At 61.1% G+C, this 26,591-nt stretch carries 27 protein-coding genes, 1 tRNA gene and 1 pseudogene; 8 read left to right on the top strand and 21 right to left on the bottom strand.

The genetic code is table 11. The annotated features are described in order from the left end of the window. Positions 1–11 precede the first annotated feature (11 nt). The 7 genes from ACLE20_RS08955 to rplU form a co-directional block, all read right to left on the bottom strand. On the bottom strand, positions 12–1,292 hold the full coding sequence (locus ACLE20_RS08955) for a glutamate-5-semialdehyde dehydrogenase (protein WP_410939936.1): 1,281 nt from the start codon (positions 1,290–1,292) through the stop codon (positions 12–14). Continuing rightward, positions 1,285–2,475, bottom strand: a complete 1,191-nt coding sequence (proB, locus tag ACLE20_RS08950; RefSeq protein ID WP_410939935.1) for a glutamate 5-kinase — start codon at positions 2,473–2,475, stop codon at positions 1,285–1,287. Before proB ends, ACLE20_RS08955 begins: the two co-directional genes overlap by 8 nt. Then, on the bottom strand, positions 2,472–3,485 hold the full coding sequence (obgE, locus tag ACLE20_RS08945) for a GTPase ObgE (protein WP_410939934.1): 1,014 nt from the start codon (positions 3,483–3,485) through the stop codon (positions 2,472–2,474). The genes proB and obgE overlap by 4 nt, the downstream gene beginning before the upstream one ends. 153 nt (positions 3,486–3,638) lie before the next feature. Next, positions 3,639–4,247, bottom strand: a complete 609-nt coding sequence (locus tag ACLE20_RS08940; RefSeq protein ID WP_410939933.1) for a GNAT family N-acetyltransferase — start codon at positions 4,245–4,247, stop codon at positions 3,639–3,641. Further along, entirely contained in the window at positions 4,244–4,951 is a 708-nt protein-coding gene (locus ACLE20_RS08935) for a GNAT family N-acetyltransferase (protein ID WP_410939932.1), read from the bottom strand. The genes ACLE20_RS08940 and ACLE20_RS08935 overlap by 4 nt, the downstream gene beginning before the upstream one ends. Positions 4,952–5,097: 146 nt before the next feature. Beyond that, complete coding sequence (gene rpmA / locus ACLE20_RS08930) at positions 5,098–5,367, bottom strand: 50S ribosomal protein L27 (protein WP_323106606.1); 270 nt, start codon at positions 5,365–5,367, stop codon at positions 5,098–5,100. Between the two features lie 27 nt (positions 5,368–5,394). Next, the gene (rplU, locus tag ACLE20_RS08925; RefSeq protein WP_323106607.1) at positions 5,395–5,736 is read right to left on the bottom strand and encodes a 50S ribosomal protein L21; all 342 of its coding nucleotides are present in this window, start codon (positions 5,734–5,736) and stop codon (positions 5,395–5,397) included. Positions 5,737–6,050: 314 nt separating this feature from the next. Between rplU and ACLE20_RS08920 the strand changes: the two genes are divergently transcribed. The 3 genes and pseudogenes from ACLE20_RS08920 (at position 6,051) to ACLE20_RS08910 (ending at position 7,877) form a co-directional block, all read left to right on the top strand. Next, a tRNA-Ser gene (locus ACLE20_RS08920) sits at positions 6,051–6,140 on the top strand. Then, positions 6,096–6,380: pseudogene (locus ACLE20_RS08915) on the top strand (DUF6538 domain-containing protein); the annotation flags it as partial. The gene ACLE20_RS08920 and the pseudogene ACLE20_RS08915, both read left to right, overlap by 45 nt. Before the next feature lie 36 nt (positions 6,381–6,416). Further along, the gene (locus ACLE20_RS08910) at positions 6,417–7,877 is read left to right on the top strand and encodes a site-specific integrase (RefSeq protein WP_410940236.1); all 1,461 of its coding nucleotides are present in this window, start codon (positions 6,417–6,419) and stop codon (positions 7,875–7,877) included. Between the two features lie 576 nt (positions 7,878–8,453). Here the strand turns inward: ACLE20_RS08910 and ACLE20_RS08905 are convergent. The 6 genes from ACLE20_RS08905 to ACLE20_RS08880 form a co-directional block, all read right to left on the bottom strand. Beyond that, entirely contained in the window at positions 8,454–8,780 is a 327-nt protein-coding gene (locus ACLE20_RS08905; RefSeq protein ID WP_410939931.1) for a hypothetical protein, read from the bottom strand. A 498-nt stretch (positions 8,781–9,278) separates the two neighbouring features. Then, on the bottom strand, positions 9,279–10,046 hold the full coding sequence (locus ACLE20_RS08900) for an ATP-dependent Zn protease (RefSeq protein ID WP_410939930.1): 768 nt from the start codon (positions 10,044–10,046) through the stop codon (positions 9,279–9,281). Beyond that, a complete protein-coding gene (locus ACLE20_RS08895) occupies positions 10,043–11,959 on the bottom strand; it encodes an AAA family ATPase (protein WP_410939929.1) in 1,917 nt (638 codons plus the stop codon). Before ACLE20_RS08895 ends, ACLE20_RS08900 begins: the two co-directional genes overlap by 4 nt. Beyond that, the gene (locus ACLE20_RS08890) at positions 11,956–12,288 is read right to left on the bottom strand and encodes a hypothetical protein (protein WP_410939928.1); all 333 of its coding nucleotides are present in this window, start codon (positions 12,286–12,288) and stop codon (positions 11,956–11,958) included. The genes ACLE20_RS08895 and ACLE20_RS08890 overlap by 4 nt, the downstream gene beginning before the upstream one ends. An 83-nt stretch (positions 12,289–12,371) precedes the next feature. After that, a complete protein-coding gene (locus tag ACLE20_RS08885) occupies positions 12,372–13,265 on the bottom strand; it encodes a hypothetical protein (protein ID WP_410939927.1) in 894 nt (297 codons plus the stop codon). A 498-nt stretch (positions 13,266–13,763) separates the two neighbouring features. Continuing rightward, a complete protein-coding gene (locus tag ACLE20_RS08880; protein WP_410939926.1) occupies positions 13,764–14,906 on the bottom strand; it encodes a hypothetical protein in 1,143 nt (380 codons plus the stop codon). A gap of 1,043 nt (positions 14,907–15,949) precedes the next feature. Here ACLE20_RS08880 and ACLE20_RS08875 point away from each other — a divergent pair. Further along, a complete protein-coding gene (locus tag ACLE20_RS08875; RefSeq protein ID WP_410939925.1) occupies positions 15,950–16,339 on the top strand; it encodes a LexA family protein in 390 nt (129 codons plus the stop codon). A gap of 18 nt (positions 16,340–16,357) precedes the next feature. Next, positions 16,358–16,831, top strand: coding sequence for a hypothetical protein (locus tag ACLE20_RS08870; RefSeq protein WP_410940214.1), 474 nt, complete (start codon positions 16,358–16,360; stop codon positions 16,829–16,831). A 109-nt stretch (positions 16,832–16,940) separates the two neighbouring features. Here the strand turns inward: ACLE20_RS08870 and ACLE20_RS08865 are convergent, their stop codons facing one another. Next, complete coding sequence (locus ACLE20_RS08865) at positions 16,941–17,735, bottom strand: Crp/Fnr family transcriptional regulator (RefSeq protein ID WP_410939924.1); 795 nt, start codon at positions 17,733–17,735, stop codon at positions 16,941–16,943. 308 nt (positions 17,736–18,043) lie between these two features. Between ACLE20_RS08865 and ACLE20_RS08860 the strand changes: the two genes are divergently transcribed. Further along, on the top strand, positions 18,044–18,310 hold the full coding sequence (locus ACLE20_RS08860; RefSeq protein ID WP_410939923.1) for a DUF6894 family protein: 267 nt from the start codon (positions 18,044–18,046) through the stop codon (positions 18,308–18,310). 2,045 nt (positions 18,311–20,355) lie between these two features. On the opposite strand, the gene ACLE20_RS08855 is transcribed toward ACLE20_RS08860, so the two are convergent. Beyond that, positions 20,356–20,616: a hypothetical protein gene (locus ACLE20_RS08855; protein WP_410939922.1), complete on the bottom strand. Its 261-nt coding sequence runs from the start codon at positions 20,614–20,616 to the stop codon at positions 20,356–20,358. 313 nt (positions 20,617–20,929) lie between these two features. Here ACLE20_RS08855 and ACLE20_RS08850 point away from each other — a divergent pair, with 313 nt between their 5' ends. Next, the gene (locus tag ACLE20_RS08850) at positions 20,930–21,232 is read left to right on the top strand and encodes a DUF6894 family protein (RefSeq protein WP_410939921.1); all 303 of its coding nucleotides are present in this window, start codon (positions 20,930–20,932) and stop codon (positions 21,230–21,232) included. A gap of 506 nt (positions 21,233–21,738) precedes the next feature. On the opposite strand, the gene ACLE20_RS08845 is transcribed toward ACLE20_RS08850, so the two are convergent. From ACLE20_RS08845 to ACLE20_RS08825, 5 genes are all read right to left on the bottom strand, one after another. After that, a complete protein-coding gene (locus tag ACLE20_RS08845) occupies positions 21,739–22,236 on the bottom strand; it encodes a DUF1003 domain-containing protein (RefSeq protein ID WP_410939920.1) in 498 nt (165 codons plus the stop codon). Between the two features lie 120 nt (positions 22,237–22,356). Next, positions 22,357–23,349 carry an NAD(P)/FAD-dependent oxidoreductase gene (locus ACLE20_RS08840; RefSeq protein WP_410939919.1) on the bottom strand — a complete coding sequence of 331 codons (993 nt, stop codon included), beginning with the start codon at positions 23,347–23,349 and terminating at the stop codon, positions 22,357–22,359. Positions 23,350–23,512: 163 nt separating this feature from the next. Continuing rightward, entirely contained in the window at positions 23,513–24,430 is a 918-nt protein-coding gene (locus tag ACLE20_RS08835) for a patatin-like phospholipase family protein (RefSeq protein WP_410939918.1), read from the bottom strand. A 116-nt stretch (positions 24,431–24,546) separates the two neighbouring features. Beyond that, complete coding sequence (locus ACLE20_RS08830; protein ID WP_410939916.1) at positions 24,547–25,530, bottom strand: TIGR03885 family FMN-dependent LLM class oxidoreductase; 984 nt, start codon at positions 25,528–25,530, stop codon at positions 24,547–24,549. Positions 25,531–25,694: 164 nt separating this feature from the next. Continuing rightward, a complete protein-coding gene (locus tag ACLE20_RS08825; RefSeq protein ID WP_410939915.1) occupies positions 25,695–25,955 on the bottom strand; it encodes a DUF6894 family protein in 261 nt (86 codons plus the stop codon). Positions 25,956–26,098: 143 nt separating this feature from the next. On the opposite strand from ACLE20_RS08825, the gene ACLE20_RS08820 reads away from it, so the two are divergent. Continuing rightward, on the top strand, positions 26,099–26,377 hold the full coding sequence (locus ACLE20_RS08820) for a DUF6894 family protein (RefSeq protein ID WP_410940213.1): 279 nt from the start codon (positions 26,099–26,101) through the stop codon (positions 26,375–26,377). A 61-nt stretch (positions 26,378–26,438) separates the two neighbouring features. Here the strand turns inward: ACLE20_RS08820 and ACLE20_RS08815 are convergent. Then, on the bottom strand, positions 26,439–26,591 hold a 153-nt coding region (locus tag ACLE20_RS08815; protein WP_410940212.1), incomplete at its 5' end, for a DUF982 domain-containing protein.

Genomic DNA, 26,591 nt, shown 5'->3' with positions numbered 1-26,591 from the left:
GAGATCCACCGTTACGGCCGGACCTGGCCGGTGCCGCGGACGCGGTAGTTGAAGGAGGTCAGCTGCTCGACGCCGACCGGTCCCCGCGCATGCATCTTGCCTGTGGCAATCCCGATCTCCCCGCCCATGCCGAACTCGCCGCCATCGGCGAACTGCGTCGAGGCATTGTGCAGAAGGATGGCCGAGTCGATCTCGGTGAAGAAGCGCGCGACCGCCGCCTCGTCCTCGGCAATGATCGCCTCGGTATGGGCCGAGGACCAGCGGGAGATATGGGCGATGGCGCCGGAAATGCCATCGACCAGGGTGACGGCGATAATGGCGTCCAGATATTCGGTCGCCCAGTCCTCTTCGGTCGCGGCGATCAGACCGGGTACGATGGCCCGCACATCCTCGGACGCCCGCACCTCGCAGCCTGCACCGATCAGCGCCGCGATCAGCGGGGTGACCAGACGGCCGGCATCGTTGCGGTCGATCAACAGGGTCTCGGCCGAGCCGCAGACGCCGGTGCGCCGCATCTTGGCGTTGACGACGACCTTGATCGCCATGTCGAGATCGGCGGAGGCGTCGACATAGACATGGCAGAGACCTTCCAGATGCGCGAAGACCGGTACGCGTGCTTCCGCCTGCACGCGGGCAACAAGGCTCTTGCCGCCGCGCGGCACGATGACGTCGATCGCGCCATTGAGGCCGCTCAGCATGGCACCGACGGCACCGCGATCGGCAACCGGCACCATCTGAATCGCATGGTCCGGCAAGCCGGCGGCGCGCAGGCCCTCGACCAGGCAGGCATGGATCGCGCGGGACGAATTCAGACTGTCGGACCCGCCGCGCAGAATTACGGCATTGCCGGCCTTGAGGCAGAGCGCGCCGGCATCGGCGGTGACATTCGGCCGGCTCTCATAGATCACGCCGATGACGCCGAGCGGCGTGCGCACGCGCTCGATCTTCAGCCCGTTCGGCCGCTCCCAGGCGGCAATGACGGTGCCGACCGGATCCGGCAGGCCTGCAATTTCCTCGATCGCTCTCGCCATGTCGGCGACCCGCGCCTCCGTCAGCGTCAGCCGGTCGAGAAAGGAACTGGCCACACCGGTTTCCCGCGCCGCCTCGAGATCGAGCGCATTGGCGGCGAGGATCTCGGCCTTGCGGGCGAGAATGGCCGCGGCCATGGCGCGCAGGGCCTGTTCCTTCTGTGCCGGCGCGGCCACGGCGAGCGGACGGGCCGCCTCGCGCGCCTGGCGGCCGATCGTGGTCATCAGCTCCTGGATTTCTTTCTTGCGCGCATCCTCAAGCATGGGCGTCGCTCCTCTCCGTCTCCCCTGCCGACGCGGGGCCGGCGCTTGCCGCACCCCCGGTCAGAACCATATCGCCCCGATGCACCATGGCGGAGCGGCCTGCATAGCCGAGAATGGCGGCGATCTCCGCCGATTTCCGCCCCGCGATCTGGCGTGCCTCGTCCGCATCATAACAGGCGAGGCCCCGGGCGATCTCGCGGCCCGCGGCGCCGATGATCGCGATCGTATCCCCCCGGCTGAACGAACCGGTCACCTCCCGCACGCCGGCCGGCAGCAGGCTCTTGCCCGAGCGCAGCGCGGTCTCAGCGCCGGGATCGATCCGCACGCTGCCCGCCGGCAGGAGCTGTCCCGCGATCCAGGTCTTGCGGGCCGTCACCGGCATGGCCGAGGGCGCAAACCAGGAGAAGCGCGCCCCCTCGCCGATCGCTTTCAGCGGATGCAGGCGCTTGCCCGATGCGATGATCATGGCGCAGCCGGCGCCGGTGGCGATCTTTCCGGCATCGATCTTGGTGCGCATGCCGCCGCGCGAAAGCTCTGAGGCAGCACCCCCCGCCATGGCCTCGATCTCCGGCGTGATAGCTGGGATGGTCGGCAGGAACTGCGCCTCAGGGTCGAGATGGGGCGGTGCTGTGTAGAGACCGTCGATATCGGAGAGCAGAACGAGCAGGTCGGCGCCGGTCATGGTGGCGACGCGGGCCGCCAGCCGGTCATTATCGCCATAACGGATTTCGCTGGTCGCCACCGTATCGTTTTCGTTGATGATCGGGATGGCGCCCATCTTCATCAACTGGCTGATGGTGGCGCGCGCATTGAGATAGCGGCGCCGCTCCTCCGTATCGCCCAGCGTCAGGAGGATCTGGCCGGCGACGATCCCGTCGCGCGACAGGCTTTCCGACCAGGCGCGGGCAAGGGATATCTGTCCGACAGCCGCGGCCGCCTGGCTTTCCTCGAGCTTCAGCACTCCCGCCGGCAGTTTCAGCACCGTCCGACCGAGCGCGATGGCGCCGGAGGAAACGACGAGCACCTCGACGCCCGCGGCTTTGAGCGCCGCAATATCGGCGCAGACCGCATCGAGCCAGTCGGCCTTCAGCCCGGAGGCGCGATCGACCAGGAGCGCCGAGCCGATCTTGACGACGACGCGCTTGTGCTTGTCCAGCGCCTTCAGGCCACGGCCGGTGCTCATCGGGCGTCGTCTCCCTCCGCTCGGGCGGTGACGATGATATCGCGCAGGGCCCTCAGAACCTCGGTCATGCCCGTGCCGACAACGGCGGAGATGGCGAGCGGCGTGCTGCCGCTCGCCTTTTTGAGCGCCTTGAGCTTGGCCTTCAGCGTGTCGGGATCGAGCGTATCGATCTGCGAGAGCGCGACGATCTCGGTCTTGTCGATGAGCTCGCCGCCATAGGCCTCGAGCTCGGTCTTGACCGTGCGGTAGGCCTTGGCGACATCCTCCTCCTGGGCGGAGACGAGATGCAGCAGCACGCGCGTGCGCTCGACATGGCCGAGGAACCGGTCGCCGAGCCCGGTGCCCTCATGCGCGCCTTCGATCAGCCCGGGAATATCCGCCAGGATAAATTCACGCCCGTCGATGGTGGCGACGCCGAGATTGGGATGCAGCGTCGTGAAGGGATAGTTGGCGATCTTCGGCCGGGCGCGGGTGCAGGTGGCGAGGAAGGTGGACTTGCCGGCATTGGGAAGGCCGACGAGACCGGCATCGGCGATCAGCTTCAGCCGCAGCCAGATGGTCTTTTCCTCGCCTTCGAGGCCCGGATTGGCCCAGCTCGGCGCCTGATTGGTCGAGGACTTGAAATGGGCATTGCCGAAGCCGCCATTGCCGCCGGCGGCGAGCCGGAACCTCTGGCCCTCGGCGATCATGTCGACGATCAGGGTTTCCTGGTCTTCTTCGAAGATCTGCGTGCCGACCGGCACCTTCAGGGTCACATCGCCGCCGCCCGCGCCGGTGCGGTTGCGGCCCATGCCGTGAATGCCGGTGCCGGCCTTGAAATGCTGCTGGAAGCGGAAGTCGATCAGCGTGTTCAGCCCGTTGACGGCCTCGACCCAGACATCGCCGCCGCGGCCGCCATCGCCGCCATCGGGCCCGCCGAACTCGATGAACTTCTCGCGCCGGAAGGACACCGCGCCGGCGCCCCCGTCGCCGGAGCGGATATAGACCTTGGCCTCATCGAGAAATTTCATCGTCCTGCCGTCTGTCGTTGTCGCCTTTGCCGGATATGCGTCCTCGATATAGGCGCTGCCGGGTCAGGTCAAAGCAATTGATCGGCCGCCGGCGCTTCGCGCGCAGGCGGGTTTCGCCGACCCGGCCGCAGGCGCAGCCGGGTCGATCTCGTGTCAGGCGCAAGCCGCCGGGTCGAGCCGCGTTTCGAGATGGGTCACCATCCGTCCCCGCGCCCGGGAATAGACATCCGCGCAGCCGGTCACCGCGAAGCCGAGCCGCGCCTGCAGCGCCAGCGAGGCAGGATTGTCGGCAAAGACGCCGGAGTGAACCACCGCCTCCGGCAGGGCGATGCGGAAGGCCGCAAGCGCCGCCGCCACCGCCTCCCCGCCTATGCCCTGTCCCCACACTGCCCGGTTGAGCCAATAGCCGAGGTGATAGCGGCCATGACGCAGCTCCAGATGCACGCAGCCCACATGCGTCGCCTCCCGCGTCACCGCGAGCGCCCAGCCACGCTGCCTGGGAAGCGTCGCCAGCCAGTCGCGCGCATCCGCGACATGGAATGGCAAGGGCACGCGCGCGAGCATGCGGGCGACCGCATAGTCGCTGAGCGAAGCAGCGATCGCCTCGGCATCGCCGGCCTGATGCGGCCGGAGGACCAGCCGCGCCGTCTGCAGCGTGGGGCAGGCCCCGAGCCCAATGGGCTGCGGGGTGATGCCCGCAGCGCCGGGGTGCGACGAAGCCGCCTGCCCCGCTTCGCACCGGTCGAGAAGATCGAGGCTCATCGCCGTCCTCCCCAGCTGCGCAGCGAGATCCAGGTCTTGCGGTCCAGATGGAAATGCTCGACCGGCACCATGCCGCCCAGCGCCAGGCAATCGACCAGCCCCGAGCCCCGCAGCTGGAAGCCGCACTTCTGCAGCACCCGGCGCGAGGCGGCATTGACCACGCGGCAGCGGGCATCGATGCGCTCGATCTCGCGCGTGCGGAAGGCCATGTCGATCAGCGTCTGCGCCGCTTCCGTGGCATAGCCCTTATTCCAATGCGGCTCACCGAGCCAGAAGCCGAGCTCGACGGCGCCGGCATCCTGCTCCGCCTCCACGCCGCAGCATCCCAGAAAGGCACCCGTCTCCGCTTTCGTAATCGCGTAGACGCACTTGCCAATCGTGCCTTCGGCCGTGCGTCGCACGAAGGCGGCGGCATCGGCCGCCGTGTAGGGATGCGGCATGCGCGACACCATGGTCGCCACATTCGCATTGTTGGCAAGATGGGCAAGGGCGTCGACGTCGTCGATATGCGGCGCGCGCAGAACGAGGCGCGAGGAGAGCAGGATCGGGCAATCGCTCCGCCTGTCGAGGGCGCCGCGCCCGACCACGTCTTGTGCCTCTGCCCGGCCTGACCGGGGCATCAAGGGCAACGGCTCTTGCCGCTGCGGCCTCTGCCGCTCGTGGAAAGACCGGGACTGGTCTTCCCTCATCAATTCGCTTTGCATTGTCGGATCCTTTCAAGATGCGAAAAAGGGGAGGTGGGTCTTGCCCCATCTCCCCTTGTCGATCCTGGCCCTTGGGCCTGATCCTGGCAAAGCGGTGTGCGCCAGCCGGGTCGATGAGACGCCGGCTGTTTTAGAGCGCTACCGGCTTATTCCGCTGCTTCGGCTTTCGGCAGAACGGACACGAACACGCGGCCATTGGCCTTCGTGCGGAAGTCCACATTGCCTGCCGTGAGGGCGAAGATCGTATGGTCGCGGCCGAGGCCGACATTGGCGCCCGGATGCCACTTCGTCCCGCGCTGGCGCAGGATGATGTTGCCTGGAATGACGGCTTCGCCGCCAAACTTCTTCACGCCGAGGCGCTTGGATTCGGAATCGCGACCGTTGCGCGACGAACCGCCGGCTTTCTTATGTGCCATGAGTGTTCTCCTTTAACTCGATCGGTCTTACTTGGCTTCGGATGCGGCGGACTTGCCGGCGCCGACGATGTCCAGGATACGGACGGTCGTCTGATGCTGGCGATGGCCGCGCGAGCGCTTGGAGTTCTGGCGGCGGCGCTTCTTGAAGGAGATGACCTTCTTGGCGCGGCCCTGGCCGACAACCTCTGCGCTGACCGAAGCGCCGGCCACGAAGGGGGCGCCGATCGATGCATCGGCGCCGACGCCGACCATGAGGATTTCGGTGAATTCGATCTTGTCGCCCTCAACGCCATCGAGCTTTTCGATGGTGATGACGTCGTTGGCGGCGACGCGGTACTGCTTACCGCCGGTCTTGATGACTGCGAACATGTCTTGTCCTTGTCTGTTCGGTCCGGCTCTGGCCCTGCCGACTGGTAAAATCCAGGCAGCGAAGTCCGGCCGTCTTTTTGTCAGTCGGGATGGCGGGCAAGCCCGCCGGCGAAGGAGCGCATGACGCGCCAGAGCGACACAGAGAGCGCCGCACTTTTCCAGTCGCGCCCGATACGCGAGCCCTCCCCGCCTGTCAAGGTCAAAGCCCTGTTTTGGCGCGAAGATGGGAGGAATTCACCCAAAATCGCCCTTGCCATCCCCGCCCTCTGCCGCTATGAACCGCCTCGCGCCGAACACGCGCCGACCAGCCCCGCGGAGAGGTGGCAGAGTGGTTGAATGCACCGCACTCGAAATGCGGCATGGGTGCAAGCCCATCGGGGGTTCGAATCCCCCCCTCTCCGCCACTTGTAACCAATTTGAATCTGTTGAGAAATCCGAAGCTCTCGTTTGGGTTTGTACCCACACTTGTACCCGGGCTCTCAATGTACCTCACACGCAGAAGCAACGGTTATCGTTTCCAGCGACGAGTTCCAAAGGACCTCGTTCCGATACTCGGTGCATCACCCATTCGTGTTCATCTCGGCAGGCTTCCCGCGCGCCAGGCAGCGTCTACCGCTCGTTTACTTGTCGGTCATTTGGACCGACTATTTCTCGATGCTCTCAGGACGAGGGGCAAATGTATGGAAGAAAATCATGACCCGCGGGATGCCATCATCGCGGAACTGAAAGCCCACATCCAAAACTTGATGGAGGACGCCCGAGAGATCGCCGAGGTCACCGATCAGGTGATCGAAAAGCAGGAACAACTCCACAAGGCACAGATGGAGGAACAACAGAACCGGTCGAAGTTTGAAGCCATTGAACGCGATATCGCATTCAAGCGCGAGGTCAACGCCGTCTACGCATCTTACATTGACACCCAGGCCGCGGTTATCGAGACGCTACAGCGGGGGAGTGGTGTGAACGGTCCTGCCGCGAATGCCCTGCTGCCGCAACTTGAGGCGATTTCTAACAAGATCGCACACCTTAGCAAATCGGTCGAACTCGTGCTCGACGGCGGTCATCCTGGTCCGCTACTGTCTGTAGCACTGGAAGAGTGGATCAACGTTCGCGGTGGTCTCGGTATCGATCCAAAGAAGGTCGACACCGACTATAATCGGATCAAGGATTTCATCGCCTTCGCAGGCGATCATCCCATCAACAAGTACCGATACTTGGATTTCCAGCTATTCGCCAACATGCTGGCGCACGTCCCCGCTAGCTATAGCGTCAAGCCCGAGTTTCGGGGCATGACGCAAGTTGAGGCGGTCAAGCACAATGGCAGTCTGCCGCCCGCGAAGCGCCATAAGACACTGACGGGCAAAACCATCGAGACCAACTACATGTCACCGTTAAACATGATCTTCCATGACATGTGCGCTAATAATGGTTTTCCGTCGCCACTTGCTAATGTTGCCGTGCGCATATCCGCGGACGCGCGTGGGTCCACCGATCGCCTCCCGTTCGCGGTTTCGGAGTTGAATAAGTGGTTTGCTCATGCGGCGAACGAGGACCGTGGGGACAACAAATGGCTTCCATTGCTCGGCACGGTAACCGGGGCTCGCATCGGTGAACTCATTCGGCTCCAACGCAAGGACGTCTATCAGGTCGAAGGCGGGTATTGGGTTCTAGACCTAACGACCGACCTGGCAGGGGGCGAGGGTCTGCCCGTAGCGCGTCGCATCAAGAACAAATCCAGCCGACGGATCATTGCGATCCACCAGGCAATCGTCGACGCCGGCTTCATCGATTACGTGAAAACCTTTCCCATAGACGGCTGGATATTCCCGTGGGCGTTTCATCACGGCAAGGAAGCGGTGAAGCGGCCTGCAGATGCCGCCTCGAAGCGCCTGAATGGGCAGTTGAAGACTGTCGGGATACACAAGGAGATCGAGTCGACGTTCCATTCCAGCCGGCACACCGCGAAAGACATCATGCGGGTCGCTAAGATCGACCAGAGAACGCATGACCTTCAAACCGGCCACGCGCTCAAGAGTGTTTCGGATAATTATGGCGCCAAGAAACTTAAGCGCGAGGAGCTAGAAGTTTTGACGGCTTTGCCTCTTCCGGAAGGTTTGGACCTTTCTCCTTACATGCCCTGATTAGGGCAATCGGCGCTGTCGTGTTGCGTCGTCCCCTCCGAGCATTGAAAAGCCGCGGGTCACCGGGCTGGAACCCTACCGCAGCCTCTCGGGAGACTGTTCGGTAACGGTGAACGATAGCGCCGTAACTGTAAACCACTTCAAACTCACGGTGGTAGGCAGGGGGAAGCGACGCGTCCGAACCCAGACTTTGAAGGATAACGTTGCTCGGTTTGAAACACGCTAGGCCGAAGCTCAGCGGAGGGCCGCCGAGGAGAAGGCGGAGGGCAAAACGAGTGGCAGGCACCGCAAGGTCGATGAGAATGATTCCGGTGACTTGCGTTTCCCCAGCAGGCGATCGAACTGCACCTCGCTGTTCGGGACCGTCTCGAGAACGGCGACGTGTTGCCGTTCGACCGGCACATCGATCGCAAAGCTTGGAGAAGCTCCCGATTTTCGATTCCTCTGCAAACGTCGTTATAGGAAGTAATGGGGGGAATACGAGGATCGATCCACAACGAGGTTTGCACGGGACGCTCAGATCACAGCGGGAATGGCCCGACCACCAGACGATCGACGGGCCATCCGAAGAGCGCATCATCCTGCACTCTCGGACAGGATGTGGCGCTTGATGCGGAACGGGTAGCCACTCGTGTGGTACCGGTCTGCAAGCTGGTGGAAGAACTCCTCGCTTTCGCGGACATCGAAGCCCTGGCGTTCCAGATCCTCGACAATCGAGTCCCGGACCTTGCCAAGGGCGCGGTGGGGGTCCTTCTGCTCGAGGGCGGCATTGATCATCTGCCACAAAAGGACACGCGCCAGATCGTCGCGCGTCGGCCGCCGGCGGGCCCTCGCCTGGTCCCGCACCCGCTGCTGGCGGACGACCTGTTCGGCATTGCGTTGTTTCTTTGGCTTCCTGGCCATGATGTGCTCCTTGTTGCGTGGAGCTTCAGCGTGACTGGCAGGCATGCAAGAAACAACAAACGATGTTTGCGCCCCCTTTTCGAGCGGCCTCACGTCCAGGACGACTGCATCGCAAGCCCCTGCCCTTTATGGATCGAGGCGCGGACGCCGTTTGTACTGGAATCGCCGCTCGGGACTTTTGCAACGGCGATCCCGATGTTGGAATCGCGGACGCGTAAATTGAGATGAGGTGCCCGTACCTTGGTGCACGGTCAGATGCGTTGGTTTGCATCGCATCGACGTGCCGGTGCGGTGGTTCAGGGCGTCGTGACCTTTAGCGTCGGTAACCATTGGATGAGGATCTAGAGTGTCGTCCGGCCTGGCAACGCTGATCCCGATCCCGGAATCGCAGTCTCGTCGATCAGAATCGATTTCGTGGATGTTGGAATCGATCTTCCAGCGGTGGGAAGCGATCCTCCGGATCCGGGGATCGGACGACAACGGTTCCTCGTCGCGGGTTCAAGCCTCGGGGTCTTCTGCGAACATGTGTGCAGTCGCCGTTGCGCGTTGCACGATCAGCCTGACGTCCTCGCCCGACAGGATGCCGTTTCCCTCGAGCACGGCGACGATCTCGCCGAGGGCATCCCTGTGAGCCTCGACGAGTTCCCGGGCAATCCCTTCGCCTCGTTCGAGACGGCGATGGACGCGGGCTGCCAGTTGCGGATCATGGCCGAGCGCGGCCAGCGCAACGCCTGGAGATCGATACAACAGTGGCTGATGGGCGGAGAAGCCGAGGCTTGTTTCCGCGGCGAGAGCGAGCGATGTCGCTTGCGCGAGATCGCTGTCGTCCGCGCCACCACCGCCGGCAACGACATCCCCGATCATCATGCGCTCGGCCACCCGACCCGCAAGAAGACAGGTGATCGAACGCATCAGCCAGGCTTCTGTCTGCGCCAGGCTGTTGTTCATCGTCGTTGTCACCATGCCGATGTCGCCGAGACCGATGCTGACCGACTGCACCTGCGCGATGCCCGTCAGCGTATAGACCAGCGCATGCCCGGCCTCGTGCACGGCTGCACGCCTGCGAAGCTCGACTGACATTGCCGCCTCGCCGGCGCGCAGGGCCGCTTCGAGATCGCGCCAGCCGATTGCACGACCCGATCGACGCGACGCCCGCCGGACCTCGCGAACCAGACGCTCGATATCCGCGCCGGTTTTGCCGAGCGCAAGCAGGGCCAGGGGTCGGAGACGGTCCAGCGTGGCGCGACCTTCGTTGTTCATCGTCATGGCTTTCTGTCTTCCTCGCCTTTTGCCTTGCGGTTCTCGGACACCCGACGCAGTCGCCCGGGAACATCGTCGATCCCCGGTCGCGGCTTCAGCCGGTAGGCGGGCTTGCCCGGTGCCGAAGACAGTACGGCTTCGAGGTCTTTCCCGAGATGATGGGCGAGAATGCCACCGAGCGCTTCGAGATCGGGCAGCGGGATCCGCACATGCGTTTCCAGTCTTCCCGAGCGCAACAGCGCCGGATCGATCTTGTCGGGCAGGTTCGTTGCCGCAACGACAACAACCCCCTCGGTCCGTGTCGCACCGTCGAGCAGCTGCAGAAGCCGGTTGATCAGCGTTGCCCAGTAGTCGTCATGACTTCTGTTGCTGGCCGACTGTCGCGATCCGATGTTGTCGATCTCGTCGATAAACAGGATGGCAGGCGCGCGGGCTGAGGCGAGCGCAAAGGCGGCTGTCATGCGCTTCAGGACGTCGCCCAGATGGGCAGGTTCTAACCAGTGCGCGACAGAAGTGCTCATAAGCGGCACCTGCAGCGTGGTGCTGAGCGCCCGGGCAAAGGTCGTTTTGCCGGTGCCAGGCGGACCGGACAACAAAAGCCGGGTGCTCATCTCGCTCCAGGCAAGCGTTCCCGCGCGCCACAGCGCAAGATCCACTGCCAGGTCGTTTGCCCAATCGCCAGCCAGCCCATACCCCGTCAACGACGTAAGCGTCGCAGCCTGCGTCGCGTCAGGCTCGAGGATCTCGACGCCGACCTCTGCTGGGGACGGCGTCTGGTTATCCTCGGACCCGGCCGGGGCGTTCCTGCCTTGGTTCGATGACCCGCGGCGATCACGGTGTCCGCGACTGCCTGTGCGACCGTCGGCATGCTCGTCGTTCGAGAACCGCTCGATCAGCATGACCATGACGCGGACCACATCTTCAAGCGAGCGTCCGCGACGAACCGCCAGCACGATGTCGTCGATCGACAGGCGCTCGGGCATCAAGGAGACCGCCTCCATCTGCGCAAGCGAGCGCTCGACCGGGAACCGCAGGCAAAGGTGAAGCAGGTCGGCAAGCATTGCCCGGTCGAAGCCGCCACACGCGAGCACGAGATCGGCCGTGGCGGATAAGACAGGGGTCAAGGCATCCGGCGTCTCGTCGACAACGACAACCGGGCCTGTTTCTTCCACGATTGCATGACGCAACCGGCTGCGGAGCCTGCGCTCGTCGAAGTCTCGAACTGCGGTTCCCGCGATGGTTTGAAAGACCCGGCGCGGCAGTGGTGTCCTGTGGCTCGTCTTATAGCGCCCGGACAAGGGTTCTTCCCGCATCACGTCCGTGCATCGGGTGGCGTAGGGAAGGAGAAGGCTGTCTTCGAGCATCAGGCCAAGGCTCATCTCGAAGCGCTTCACCGGTGCCTTGATCAGGATAAAGGCGTCGTTCCGACCAAGCGCACCCATGAGAAGAGAAAGGTCGGGAAGAGAGGTGCCGACGGCGCGTGCAACGAGAAGTGCCACGGCAACATGCATGGGGTTCGGTGCAGGCAGTTGTTCTTTAAGAAGGTCGGCAAGTTCGCTGAACGCGATCGTCGGGTTTGTCGCGTCGCTTTCCGCTGCATCCGCTGCGCGCGGCAGGGTCTCGCCGACCACCTTCGACGGGCGGTCCCATCCAGCGTCATCGTGGTCGGCAAAAACTGAACGGCCTCGACCACCGGCCATCATGCGTTGAACGGCTTGCCGATCGCGCTCGATCACGCCGGTCAGGCATCGCCGCGCCTTCGGGGCAACGATCCAGCGCTTCGCACCCCCTTCCCTGCTCTCGGCTTCGTGGCTTTCCAGGAGACCGACTGCGGCCGCCCCCTCGTAAAGATGGAGCACGGCGTGGCGGCGAAGTCTTGCCAGCAGGTATTGACGGATCCGGGCTTCTGTTGTCGTCATACCCGGTCCTCCTCGGTGCGTTCGTCGATGATCGTCGGATTGCCGTCGAGCCAGGCGCGCACACTTAAGGCTGTCGGATCGCCGAGGTCGCAGAGCGCCAGCAACCAGACCCGCAGCTGGGGCGGCAAACTGTCGAGCCGACGGCCTTTGCGTTTGGCAAAGCCGATCGCCGCGCGAACGATCGGTGCGACGTAGGCCGCCCGTTCCTCCTCGCTCAAGGCGTCGAAAGACGGCAGGGCTGCACCCCCCGGCGTGGGCTGCGGCTCGATCAGACCCTGACCCGCAACAGGGCCAGGGAAGGCAATGACGTTGGAGTTCGATGGCGTCATGACAAACGTCTCCCGTGAGCCATTCTGCGCACAGCGCAGGGCTTGAAGGTCTTCGTGTTATGAGGATGGTGGCGCTGGAGCGCTCAGCCGCTCGCGAGCCGCGGCGACCGCGCAAAACCGATCGTCAGCGTCGCTCGAGCGTCATGATCAGCGGGCCGGTCGTTCGACAATGACGTCGTTGCGGAAGTAACCGATGAGGGGGTCGGTACGGAGGGACAGATGCTGCTGATCTTCGCGCAATGGGCCCTTATCGCCTGCCCCCAGTTGGCCTCCACCTGATCCCGGAACAGGCCCCGGAGCTCTTCGATCACGTGCCCTGCGCCTGCGATCTCCACGAGGTGATCCAGATCGGTGAGCGGCCACACGCCGTTATCGATATCGCTCCGCTGGTTCTCGGCATTCAGGATCACCACACGCACCTCCGCGACATGAAGACGCCGGTGTTCCTTGTAAAGGAGATCCGGGACGACGAGGGATGCGGCGAGCATCCTCTGCTTCAGCTCGGCGATGCGGGAGACCTCGTAGGAACCGAGGCTGCGCTTGACGTCTACCAAGTGCGCGATGCCCGTCCGCCGATGAAGGATCAGGAGATCGGGAGTGTAGCTTTTGCGCCCACCCTGGTCGGCATCGAGGCTGAGCGACCTGACAAGCGTTGGCTCGTTCATCGCCACGATCTCGGTTGCGGCCTTCGTTACCGGCAAACGCAGATTGTCGGTAAGAACGATCAGATCCGGATTGCTGCCGGCAACGAGGCGGATGCCACGCTCAAGTAGACGGCCTTCTGCAACCGGGATGGCCCGCAGGATCGAGGCGACCTGGGTCAGGCCGCTCCCCAATGCGCGCTTCAGCACGTCGACGGACAGAGCGGTCGCGATCACCTCGGTGATCAGGCGCTGGATCGGCGCGCTCATCCCGTTGGGATCGATGCGACGGACATAGGGTGCAGCTTGTGTGGCCGCGTCCTTGAGGATGGTCATGGGTCAGTCTCCTGTTGAATGAACAGGATCGCTCCTTCGCCCGGAACGGCGAACACGGGGTCACGGATGCGGACGTCGTTTCCGCATCGATACCGAGGGCGTGGGAAGGATGATCCTGAGGCGTGTGCTCAGTGCGCGGTCAAGCCGCGGCGCGCGACGGGCAGCGGGGCGCTTCAACAGGAAGAAGGGGCAGGAACGCTTCCGGTCGGGAAGCGAAGCAGGTAAGGGTCGACATAGCCGGTGGCCTTTTTGAGGAAGGTTGCGGGTCAGGCTTCCGTTCGGTGTTCCACCACCGGCGGGAGCCGCTTGATGTCTGCAGAACGAGATGTGTCTGCAGACAGGCAAGACATAGCCCGGAGAACACCGTCCGACAAGCCGACAAGAACGCATCCGGAACAACGAGCTCCGGGATGGTTAACGGCGGACGCCGCGACGAGGCTGGCGAGCACTAAAAAGCCCCGCTCGTGGCGGGGCTCTTGGTCGTGATGGAGGATGTGCTCAGAACGTCAGGCGCTCGAGCGGTGTCAACGTCGGCTTCGGCTTTGGATCGAACATGACGAGCGCCTTGATCTCTTCCCTCGCGTCCGGCTCTACGATCTCCAGAGCCGCGTCGATCGTCGCCTGCACCCTCGGCGGCATGTCATCGTAGGCGAGCAGTTCCTCATCGACAGCCTGGTCAATGGGCTCAGGCAACTCGATCCCCAAACCGCCAGCGTGCTCACTCATCTGCCCGTTCGCAACTGGCTCGCCATGAACGACGAAGCGCAGCAGAGGGATCACCTCATTCTCCAGCCAGAACACGATGTCGCTCTTGCCCGGCCAGCTCGCGCTCTCACCCATCGTCAAAAGGAGAGACTGGACCCGTTGCCAGTTCGAGCCCTCCGGAAGTTTAGCCGGCCGCAGACCAACATTGACAGCCATGGACGGCTGCAGCGGGGCTGCGATGCTATTGATGAGATCGTGCGCATGCCTGCAATTGGTGACAATCGCTTCTTGCAGAGCACCCTTACCGATGTTCCCCCTGCGGACGGAGCCCTTGGGATGTGCACCCTTTCCGGCTGCCGGCTTCACCACCTTCTCGACCTGCGCAAGGATGTCCTTCATCAGGGTCAGGAACCTCGTTGCATCCTGCTCGAGCTTCAACTGAGCGATCCCGCGCAGTCCCAAGATGCCGCCCTGATCGAGAACCCCCCTGGTTGCCTTCTTTGTTGGCGGTGTCCCCACCATCGTCTTGACCTCGGCGACCGACAGATCCTGGCCCGCCTCGAACGCTGCGACGACCTCGTCGACCTTCTCCTTATCCGCATAGGCGAGAACGAACAGCGTCGTCGGCGCGACGCGGGTGGCGATCAGGCGTTCCTTTTGATGCGCGAGGTGCTCATGGATCGCGATGTAGTTGCGCGCCGACTTCGGCGTGAACTTGCAGATCGCCTTGACCCACGTTCCGAGCGCCCGTTCCGGCAGGATTGCCTTTGCCTCCGCAAGGTAGCTGCCGAGCTCGAAGCTCTGCTCGGTTGTTCGACGGCCAAGCGACTGGATACCGTCGCCGATCGTCTTCAGCTTGATCGTGTCCTCCGGCGAGACCTCCGGCATCTTCACCGAGGAACGGAGCTTGCTCGTCTTACGGGTGTTCTCTGTCATGTCGTCTTCTCTTTCTGTTTGACCCGGTCGTCAGCTGCGACCGTGAGATAATGATGACATGGAATGAGGAGAGGCGTTACAACCACTTCCGTTAACATGCTGTAAAATACCAATAAAACGTCAATTCTGACGGTTCCCGCCCTAATTCTGCCAATGAATTCAATAGGCCAATATTCTCGAAACTTTTTTTTGACTTCTACATTCACTAATACAATTACAGATAGTATCCGCTCGGTTCAAGCGAGATGGAGGCGCTGCATAAGGGTTGTTTGACCGATACTCAAGCTTGGCTGTGTCACAGGCGGGTTTGCGCGCCGGGTTTTCAGCCATGACCACCTTATGTACTCGATGGCGAAGCACCACTCGTGCGGAGCGACGGTGTGAAATGGGTCCGTGCCAGGAACTGCCATGCGGAAATAATTTCCGCATGGTTTTGGTTCTCGCAGGCAGAGGCCTGCATCAGCCTCGATCAGGAAGACTCGTGTCCTGTTCATGGGCCCCCAACCAGGGCAGTCATTAATTTGCACTGAGACATGACTTGGGATCCGCGCTGAAGCGGGAGTTGCCTTTTCGGGTTTCCAGGATGTGAAAGTGCGCCCCTCGCTGTCTGGAGCGACTAAGCCGCAGTCACTTGCGTCGCGAACTTCAGCTGGCGGGTGGCATCGTGCCGGAACATCTTCTGCTACAGTCGGTTGTCGGGCATTAGTTGAGAGCGCTCCGCTTGGGGCATAGCACTGACATTTTAGCTGATCCGCCCAAGTGACAACGATCAAACTTGGCTCCAACCAGCCGTGGGCACCATAACGAAGCGCTGGACGGAACTGCCGCTCGTGGGATTGTTGTTACAACAATCAAAATGAGGAGATGGGACAATGAAGATCGTGCGATCCCATGGCGGACCACGTGTCGGCGCGGGCCGGCCGCGAGCGATGGAAACCCGGGTCGTCCGGCTTCCGGTCCCGGTCGCCGACCTAGCGCGCCGGCTGGCGTAGCGCGGGATCCGCGTCGGCGACAGCAAAGGCTTCCTCGACGTCGAGCCATGCTTGGCGCAGACCGTGCCGCTGGTTGGTGCCACCGCCTCCTGTGGCTTCCCCTCGCCTGCTGACAACCACCTGGACCACCCGCTCGACTTCAACGAGCTGATCATCGAGAACCCGGCCGCCACCTTCGCGGTACGCGCCGCTGGCCTCAGCATGACGGGTGCCGGCATCTACCCGGGCGACATTGTCGTGGTGAATCGCGCCTGCAACGTCGCGCACGAGAACATCATCCTGGCGCTGGTTGACGGGGAGTTCACTATCAAGCGTTACCTGGTACGGGCTGGGGTCGTGAGCCTGCATGCCGAAAGCCCGGCTTACCGGGACATCGTCATTGAGGAAGGACGGGAGTTCGAGGTCTGGGGCGTGGTGACACGCTTGATCCGCATGTTCTGACATGCCCCTCCCCTTGCCCTGGTCGACTGCAACAACTTCTATGCCTCGTGCGAGAGGGCGTTCCAGCCGCAGCTGCGCGGCCGCCCGGTAATGGTCCTGTCCAACAACGACGGCTGCGTCATTGCCCGCTCGAACGAGGCCAAGGCGCTTGGCATCGACATGGGTGCGCCGTGGCACCTCAACCGCGAGAAGTTCGAGCGTGAGGGCGTGGTCGTGCGCTCGAGCAACTACACCCTCTATGGCGATATGAGGGCCCGGGTGATGCGCACCCTTAGCAGGGTTGTGCCGGAGATGAAAATCTACTCGATCGACGAGGCGTTCCTGAGCCTGGCCGGCTCTGAGTTACGAACCTTTGCCGAAGTTGAGAACGGCCGGCGCACTCAGGAAGAGCTTCTACGCACTGTTGCGCTCTCGGCGGAGTATAGGGTCGCGATTCTCGAACACGGCGCTGATTGTTCGCAGACGCGTGCGCTGTTTCCAACGGTTCACTGACCGTCCTAAGTTCAAATGGGAGTCACAGCGCAGCCTGGTCCGCCAGAGGGAACTGTCACGGTCCTCAACCGCCAAGTCGCACCAACCCATTAGGTGATAGAATGGCGAATTATAGATGCTCGCCGTTGCCGCTGTCATCGCGAGGCATAACAGTCAGCAGATCCAGATCATTCCGACTAGCTGCTCGATCTTCATCGGTGCCCAGCACTGCGGCGTAGTAAGCCTCCGCTCCACCGTACATCGCACCAGCCAGTTCCCTTAGTCCGCGCCGATCTCGGATCGTGACCATTCCGCGCCGTGAGCGGATGAGGTGCTCGCCCTCGAACAGATTGAGCATGTCGGTGATCCCTGACCGTCTCACCGCCAGCATTGAGGCAAGCCGACCGTGAGTGATTTCAATCTCATCACGTTTCGTCCGGTCTTGAAACATCAGAAGAAGTCTGGCAATGCGTCCGTCCATTCGCTGCGCCGCTCCGGAGACAGCGGTGCTTGCCATCTGAGACGCGTTGGCATCGCTGAACTTGATGAACAGTAGGGCGAGTGAAGGATTCTCGTCGGCGAGAGCACGCAGTCTTTTTGACTTGATGCGCAGACCTTTCCCCGCAACCTGCATCGTCACGTCGAAAGCACTGATCGCACCGCTGAATAGCGCCGGACCACAGACAACGCCCTCTCGACCGACCATGGCCACGGACGATTCGTATCGGCTTTCTGACATGATGCTAGATGAAGCGATACCCGATTCCAGGAAGTAGAGGAATTCTGGAGGCGTCCCCAAAGCGGCCAACCTGTCGCCGGCGGCTAGGTCAACAGCTTCGAGAGAGCTTTCGAGCCTGTCGCGTGTGATCTGCGAGAGCAGTCCTAAAAGTGAATTGCTGGATGTAAATGTAGTGGAGCGCAACATGGCACTTCCCCCTCTTGGGGCGGAAGCCGATTGTCTCCCAGCCGATCGCGCCCGAATTGTTAGCGGTCGATTGCACAGACTACCATAGATCAAGTTACATCGACCTTTTAAGCAAGATTCTGAGCAAAGGGTACGATACTGCACACAAGCTGAGATTTCGGCTCGAATGACGTGCGCCCGGGCATTTCAACCGGGATTTCCTTGAAGGGCGCCTGATCGAGAATGAAACTACCGACTGCGTCCGCTATCGCACAAAACCTCCCTGATGAGACGGAGTTGAGCTAGCTTCGAGTGCGCAGGAACTTGCCATGCCGACCTACTACTTTCACCTCATCAGCGAAGGCCGGCAGGTCGAAGATCCCGTCGGGTTCGAGCTGGACTCCCTCGACGAGGCCATCGAGAACGCGGATCTCTCCATTTGCGAAATCGCCGGCAACACGCTGAAGGGTGGCGGCGAGGTGCAGCTCGAGGCAATCATCATCGCAGACGACACTGGCCACGAGCTTGCAAGGGTCACCACAGAGAGCGTGCTGCTGCTTCGCTTCACGGCACTAGCCAAATTCCGCGGAAACTGAGAACAGCGCCAACCCGTTGTCGTATTTGGGGATCGACGCGCGATAGCGCCTCGCTTTCTGACAGGGTGAGTTAGGTTTTGCGCGCCTCAACAGAATCTGCAGCCACCGAGCGAGGGATTTATAAATGTCGGAAGAGCTCATCCGGGCAGTGCGAGCAATCGCGTTCGGGATTGCGACAGTCCATGACAAGGCTGCCCTTGGAATGCTTCCGGTCGCTCAACCAGCAAAGTCGTTAGAGGATCTGGCGGTCGTTAAAGCTGAGCACAGCGAGGCCTTCCAGCAGCTCGCACTGGGTGCTCAGTTGATCACCACTATGGAAGAGCATAGGGAATTTTTCATCGCCTGGAGGCCGCGAAGGTCAACCTTCGCAAAGTGCTCCCCCGTCCTACCGTCTCGGCCGAAAGAAGGATCGACGCAGCTCTTGTGGAAATGGCGGCTCATGTTTCCAAGTTTGGCACAACGAAATACTCGGGTTGACGCTGATGTAGATCGTCGTTCCCTCTCTCCTACGCACAGATAGGTTTGCTTCGTGAAAGAGCTTGAGGTGCTGGGAGATGCGCGCCTGTGAAGTTCCCGTGGCCTCGGCCCAAGGCCTGCCCAGAGAGTTCGCCTTCGCAAATCAGTTTCGCAGCAAGAAACCTCACCCTATGCGAAGGGCAGTGCATCACTAAAGCGCCGTGAGCCGCCCAATCCTCGTCAACGTTGGCCAGATGGTCCAAGCGCCCAACTCCACGATGCCTACAGCCGCGGGCATGCGTCTTGACAGTCTGGCACGTGCCCGTTGCGGAGAATGACGAAGCATTTGCTGATGATCAAGGCGTCTGGATATTGGAGGCCAACAAAGTGGGTCAGGATCAGATATCGCTCTTAGCGCTCATCCTCGGAATAAGAACGACCACAGTCAGCAGGACAAAAAGATAGCCGTCAACACAGGCGGCGGTTGACGGCTATCAGCTCGCAGAATCCCTTTGATCCGGCAGGAGTTCTTACTGCATGAAAACAGCTGCTCTAGAGATGTTCCAGCGCGACCCTGGCCGTCAAGCTCGGGGCCATCGGGCGTCAGCGGCTTGTGCTCGTGTGCACGGTATCGGACACGGACATGTATTCGAGTTCTGCCCGTTTTGATGTAGGTTGAGGCCATTGTCACCACTCCCGCTCGTAGGCGGTGACGACTGAGGTCTAGATTGTGTCCTTGCCTGCAAAGCAAAGGAAGGGCACGTCCATGACGGCTCTAGACTTTTCTTCCTCCAGTAGAACCGATCTTGCGGACCTGTCGCAGATCCTCCAGCGTCGTGCCGTGCGATACACCCCATATGAGGCGGTAGCTAATCGCATCGTACGAAGGGTAATTTGGATAGCGATGACGAATCCGGCACTTTTAGACGGTGCTAACGTTTTTAGGCGTTTGACCGTGCTCCTGCACATGCAGGCACTCGACGAGCTGGATATCAGCTCGCATGTTTGATCCTATATGACTGGATGACGCCGGGACGGTCGCCATGCACAGCACAGCCCCCGCCGGGCTTGCCAGCGAGGGCCTAAATTTCTAGGTGCTGAAAACGCCAGCTCATGCCGGCAGATCAGTGTCTAGCACTGGCGACCGCGCGCTGCTCAGAAAGCAAAAATTAACATTACGCAGTAAGGTGAATCGGCCCACCAGATGCGCATGAAGAGCTTAGAGCCGCGACAAGTTCGCTCTTGATCTTTTCGTTTTCTGGCAGAGCCTACCTCAAGTTTGTCCCTGCCGGGACTGGGGACGAGGGTGTTATGCACGGAACGGGTTCTTTGGAGACGCCCTTGCCTCTGCTACCGCTCGCTCACCCGCTTCATGGCTAATCTAAGCCAGTCGAACAGCTTCTTGACTGAGCCAGGGGATCTTTCGACACCGCGACAATTGCACCAGCCAGGAATGCCACCCCCGCTGATTAGCTTGCAATTGTGTTGATGGTTCTCCAGCATGAATTTCTCCACTCAAGTGACAAAATACCGCGTGCCAGCACCTGATCCAGTCTTTGGAATCTGCTCTGCGATTTGATCAAAAAGCGCTACCGATCGAATTGGCCGAGAGGTGCGCACAAAGCTTGCGCTCCGAATGTGTGGTCGCTGGTCACTGTAACCGCCACGTAGATCTTCTGATCCGGGCTCCAGCCCTCATATTCAAACAAGTCGCCCTTTCTGATCACTTCGACGGTCGGCATGCCGAAGATAAGCGCGGTCAATGCCCGGAACTGCTCAGCATCAAGCTCTTGGCTTGGTGTGTAATTGGAACCGACGATGGCGTAGAACTGGCTTTCGAATGTGTCCATGACGGCTGACCTAGAGATCAATCGCGCCGGCGGCCAGTGCCCAGGACGCAAGAAGGCCAATACGAAGCAGACGTTTTCGTCGCACCGACCCATCGGATTCGGATAGGCAGTAGAAGCACCTGTTCGACCAGGTTGACATGGCTACCGATCGGCGTGGTATCGACCGGGAACTTTCGAGGTTCCTAAATTGTTGGAACTGATACCATTAGTATTTTGGTTCACGCATCGTATTGGCTGTTGTCTCAGTCGGCGACAGGCCACTTTTGACCGACTTGGACAAGCTACCGCGGTAGGTCTTATTAGGAAAGGGACTATGTCCCGATATTACCTTCACTTCCACTACTCGGACACGTTCTTCCAGGACGACGAGGAAGAAGATTTTGCAAGCCTTCATGACGCAGAAGTCGATGCGAACGTGTCAATTTATGACATCGCCGTAAGCCCCTTAAGGCATGATACAACTGAGGATCTTCTGATTATCTGCATCACCAACACGGAAAATGAAATCCTCACTGTTCTTTCAAGCCGAGAAGTTCTGGCAGCGCCCGCAGCGGTGATGACGTATTTTCAGGTTGGATGGAGATTTCCAAATCGCCACTTTAGCACCGACTCTTAGAGCGAGATGAGTGTCAGGACTGCTGCACGGTACCTAAGGTTGATGCTGAAGTAGATCGTCGTGCCCTCCCTCCTATGTGCAGATAGCTTTGCCGTGTGAAAAATCTTGAGGTGCTGGGACATGCGTACCTGTGACGTTCTCATAGCCTCGGTCATTGCTTGGCCAGAGATTTCGCCTTCGCAAAGCAGCTTTGCAGCTAGAAGCCTTAATCTGTGAGAGAGGCATTGCATCACGAGAGCGCTTTGTGTCGCCCAGTTCTCGTCAAGGTCAGCCACTTTCTCCAAACGCTCATCTCCACATTGCCACAACAACGGGCACTTGTGACAAAGCTGGCAAGTGCCCGTCAAAGAAAATGACGAAGCATTCCCTAACGATCAAGCTGTCCGGGTGTGGGACAGCCGCGGTGGAATGACAAACAGCTATCGTCGTTAGCGTCCAGTGCCCGTCGGATGATCAAAAAGCGCTTCCGGTTGGCACGAGCTGTCGCGGTTAGGTTATAACAAAGCTCATCTCTTATCGCCCGCTTTCTCGATCCGGTCGAGCACCGCCTCTGGTGCAATGTCCTTCTTGAGTTCCTCGAGCTCCTCGCCGGCCGTAATCGGAACACCGAGCGTGCGGGCAATTGCCTCCACCATCTCGATCAACCGTGTGGTTTCGTGCTCGTTCAAAAGATTGACTTGAAGATCGAGGTCGGCGCGGACGTCGTCCTCGGCAGCCATTCTGTTCTGGTTGATCAAGACGAACGTCGACAGAAAGATTGCCTCGACTGAGGCTTCCATCGCGAGGATGACGAGAGACGGGTCCCAGGCCAGCACGCCGGGCACATAGCCGAGATTGGCAAGGATCCAGGAAGCATAAAGCACGACATGAATATAAACGAACATCATGGAGCCCGCGAAGCGGCTGATGGCGGCTGCAGCGCGCTCCTCCAGCGAAGCCGACCGCACCGTCTCGCGCCGCCGCTGCATGACAGCGTCAATGTTGCGGGCAAGTGCAGGTGCCATTCCATCGGCGACCTCGTTCGTGACACCTCGCTGTTGGCTCGTTTTGCTTTGCATGCTCACCTCGGGCGTTGAAGAAGTTGCAGGCTCGGGGCACCGGCCTCATCGGCGAAAGCGGCTGCGTCAGCGTCTAAGTGTCGCGCGTTCGCTCAGGTCGTTACGGATTGCAGTTGCGGCAAGTGTTGCCTGACCCATTGCATTGCTGATCTGATCGAGACCGGCGACCACATCGCCAGCGGCATAGAGCCCCGCGACGCTCGTCCGCTGATGGCGGTCAACGATGACGCAGCCTTCTTCAGACAGACGCGCGCCCAAGGCGCCCGCCAGCCCGGACCGGATGTTTGAACCGAGCGCCGGATAAAGGGTGTCAAACCAGTGCAATCCCTTGCGGGTCTTAAGGCCGATGCGGTTTCCGTCGAGTTCGATCGCATCCAGTGGCCCAGCCTCGATCCGGATGCCCAGCGCCTGCAGGCGAGCCACCTGCTCGCTCGTTAGTCCGTGCTCCGCCTCGGGCGTGATCAGCGTAATGTCGCGGCTGTAACTGCGCAGGAAGACGGCTTCAGCGTGGCCCTTCTGACCCGATCCAAGCACCGCAACAGCCTTGTCCGTCACCTCGAAGGCATCACAGATCGGACAGTAGCGAAGCAGGCCTCGCTTTATCGCGTCGTCATGTTCCTGTTCATCCATCTTCGGCCGATGGTTGATGACGCCGGTCGCCAGCAGAACCGTCTTTGCCCTAACGGACCCATGGGCAGCGTGCACGGTGAAACCGCCATCGGCTTGGGTCAGGTCGAGGATGCTGCCGAGACGAAGATCCGCGCCATAGGCCAAGGCCTGCTCCTGCATTCGCCGCAGGAGATCCGCGCCGCTGATACCGCCTGGAAAAAGCGACTGATTGTGCGAGAGGGGAATGCTGTGCGCACGGCTGCTGCCATCGTGCAACACCGTGACGGAGATATGAAACCGGGCCAGATAGAGCGCGGCCGTCAGGCCGGCTGGACCACCGCCGATCACGACGCAATCCGCTTCGTTCTCTCCCTTCCTCGACGTCATAAAGAGCCTCATGACTACGCCATCGTGGCGGTTGACGTCAGACACCGAACCCGGCGAGAACAATACTGACTCCCGACTGGCTCGCGATCATTTCCATCAGGTCAAAGGGTGACCGGACGCTCTTCAGGCGAAGGCTGAAGGAGGATGAAGCCCCGCTCGGGCGGTGTCTGGTTGAGCCGATCAAGGGCTCGGGCTGCGGCCATTCGCCCGGCTCTCCAGCGTTCGGCTAGGGAGCGAGAGGAGTAGTCGAGCATCTTGAGCGCGCTTTCCCGTCCGCCCCCTCATAGACTAGATGCAGAAGACGGAGAGCCAGTGCGGTGTCGCGAAAGCGGAACGCGACATCCCGGATCGCATGGCGGCTCTGGCTGGCGAACACGAGATCCTGTGCGCGGGCCGCCGCCATGGCCATGGTTGTCGGGCGTCTGCCTTGAGGCGGTGCAACATCGAAGCATAAGCAGGTCACATCCGTTGACGGCGCATCCGAAAAGAGAGCCCTGACGGGCAAGTTCTGAGAGACCCCAGAATCCACATACAGACGACCCGCAATCTCGACCGGCGGGAAAGCGAGGGGAAACGCAGCGCTTGCCATGACGTGATCCACGGTCAGCGGCTCCCTTGCGCTGTCGAAAATGGCGTCTTCACCAGTCTCGACATCGACCGCAGCGAGAATGACGCGGATCGGCCCTTCATTGAGATAGGCAAAGTCGATCAAGCTCATGAGCGTCTCGCGCAGAGGTGCCGTGTCGAAGAGCATCGGCGGCGCGTGGCTTCCTGAAAGAACTTGAAGCATGGACGTGGGACGCGCATGGAACAGACCCGGGCGACCAGTGAGCAGCGTGTCGAGCGCAGACAGCCGCCTCGTGTCCATCGGGGCGAAGGCTTGCAGGAGCCCAAGCGGCTGTTCCGCGCGCTCCCAGAACGCCCGCAGCTTTTGCATCCGGACGTCTGGCGTATTTCCAGCGAGCAGCGTGGCCACGATGGCGCCGATGGAGGCTCCGGCGATGCGGCTCGGAACAAGGGCGCGCGCCTGGAGCTCTTCCCATGCGCCGGCGTGAAACGCCCCCAACGCGTTGCCGCCGGAAAGGCAGAGCCAAAGCGAAGGATCTGCTTCCTCAAGCGTGCGGCCGTTTCCCTGGTTGATCAATGCGCAGTCTCGCTCTTTTCGTTCCTCTGCGAACCGGGCATGTCGTCCATAGTTCCCTTGGTAGACCGTTCAGGCGCAGAACGCTTGGATGGTTGGAGTACACCGCAGGATGCGGCCTACCCTTCTATACGATCGCCATGCAGAGCCGGAAAAACTTCGCGCGCCATGAAGTCGATAAACCCTTTCTGGTCCCGCGACACGCTGTGAATATAGATCTCGTCGAAGTCACTCGATCGAGCGCTCTCGATCAGCTGCAGAATGTCCTGCGCATGCGTCACCGCGGGAACAAGATCCTCCATGTCATCCAACGCCACTTGCCTTGTGGCGTCCTCGAAGTCCTCCGGACGACGAAGCTCTGCCAGCTGGGCTGGAGGAATGGCCGCATTGCGCCACTGGTCGAGGGCAATTTGTCGCGCCTCATACCGCGTCGGCGCCCATGACACCTGCAGCTGAAGGGCCAGCCTCTTCCCAGCACCACCATTCTCCCGAAAGCGCGAAACCATGGCATCCAGCTCTGGCTTAGGCTTCCGGACTGTGATCAGACCGTCTGCCCACAGCCCCAGCCAGCCAGCGGTGTCTTCTGAGAGTGCCGCGCCAAGAATGCCCGGCGGTTCGGCCGGCCGCGACCAGAGCTTTGCCTCCTGCGCCCTGAACCAGGGATGGGTCTCGCTCACCGTTTGCCCATCGAGCAGCTTCCGCATGATGCCGGCACCCGCCTGCAGGCGCTCGTTCCGCTCGGCCTTCGACGGCCAGGTCTCGCCCGTCACAGCTTCATTCAAGGCCTCGCCGCTCCCCACCGCGATCCAGGGAAGACGACGCGGAAACATCTCGGCCAGCGTCGCAATCAGGTGAGCGAGCGTGACCGGGTGGTAGCGCCACCCTCCCGGAATGGAGAGAGTGCCAAACGGGATTGTGGTGGTTGCCAAGGCCGCCCCCAGCCAGGCCCAGTTGTTGCCAGAGTTTCCCTGCTGCCTGATCCACGGCGCAATGTGGTCCGACGTCATCACCGCCTGAAAGCCGCCCTGTTCGGCGGCTTGGACGAAGGCGAGCAACTCGCTCGGGGGGAACTGCTCATGCGAAGCGTGGTAACCAATAAGCACCGTACACCTTTCAAAAGTTCACAAGATCCGCGCGAGACACGATGCTGTTGCAGCTTGCTGCCTCCACTTCATACGCCGATCTTAATCTACAGCCTCTGTCTCAGCCATGGCTCTGGCGCGTTACAGCCGGAGGGCGCTCGAAGCCCTCCTGAGGAGCGCCGGCATCACGGCGATGCATGATCATCACCGTGGGCCAACGATACGGCTTCCTGCAGTCGCACGTCGAATAGAGGACCAGAACTGTCACAAACCTCGATCTTGACGATTTCCACCGGTTCGCCGTTCCGATGGCACTCATCCAGGATCGCCATCATCGTCAACTGCGCGCAGTCCCGTGCGGCGACGATCGAAGCAAGCTGCTCATCCCCTTCGAGATCCTTAATCACCCGATCCTTGAGGTGCAGATGAAAGTAGTAACGCGGCATTGGCACCTCCCCAAGTACCAGCTTTGGTGCTGGATGAGGCGCCCAACCCCTCGCCAGAGAGAAAGGTTCGGTACGGTGCACGACCCTTCTCCAACGCTTCAAGCTCAAAAGTGGATATTGGTGCGGTGACGTACGCAACTGATATGGGCGCGAACAGTTTGGTGACTGTTACATCGGGGGACGATATGCCGAGATACTTTTTTCATGTCCGAAACCATGGGATTGTCAGGTCGGACCCAGAAGGGGCTGACTTCGAGACACTCTGTCATGCTCATCAAGATGCCATTCGCGTGGCTCGAGAGATTCTCGCGGAGAAGATTTTGATCGGCCAAATCATCGACGAGTCCCGTTTCGAGATCACGAGTGAGTATGGGGAGGTTGTCGATATCGTGCCTTTCAAGGCAGCCGCTCTACTGGCCTAACCGCGTTGCAGTGTCGATCCCTCGCGTACATAATAGCCCGGCGGTCAACTACTCTCTACGGTCACCGGCTAACAATAGGAATGTTCGCCTCGCTGGCAGCCATTAGGAAGATTTCCCGGCTGGCCTCTGGCTGTGCTTCGCCACTTAGTGCAGCAGTGCACATCGCGACAGCTGCTTGATGATTGTACCGGCTCCCCGTTTGAGGCCATTCGTT

This window comes from Rhizobium sp. YIM 134829, from assembly GCF_046546455.1.
The sequence above is the reverse complement of the archived record's forward strand: the minus strand, read 5'-3'. Positions and strand labels throughout refer to the sequence as shown.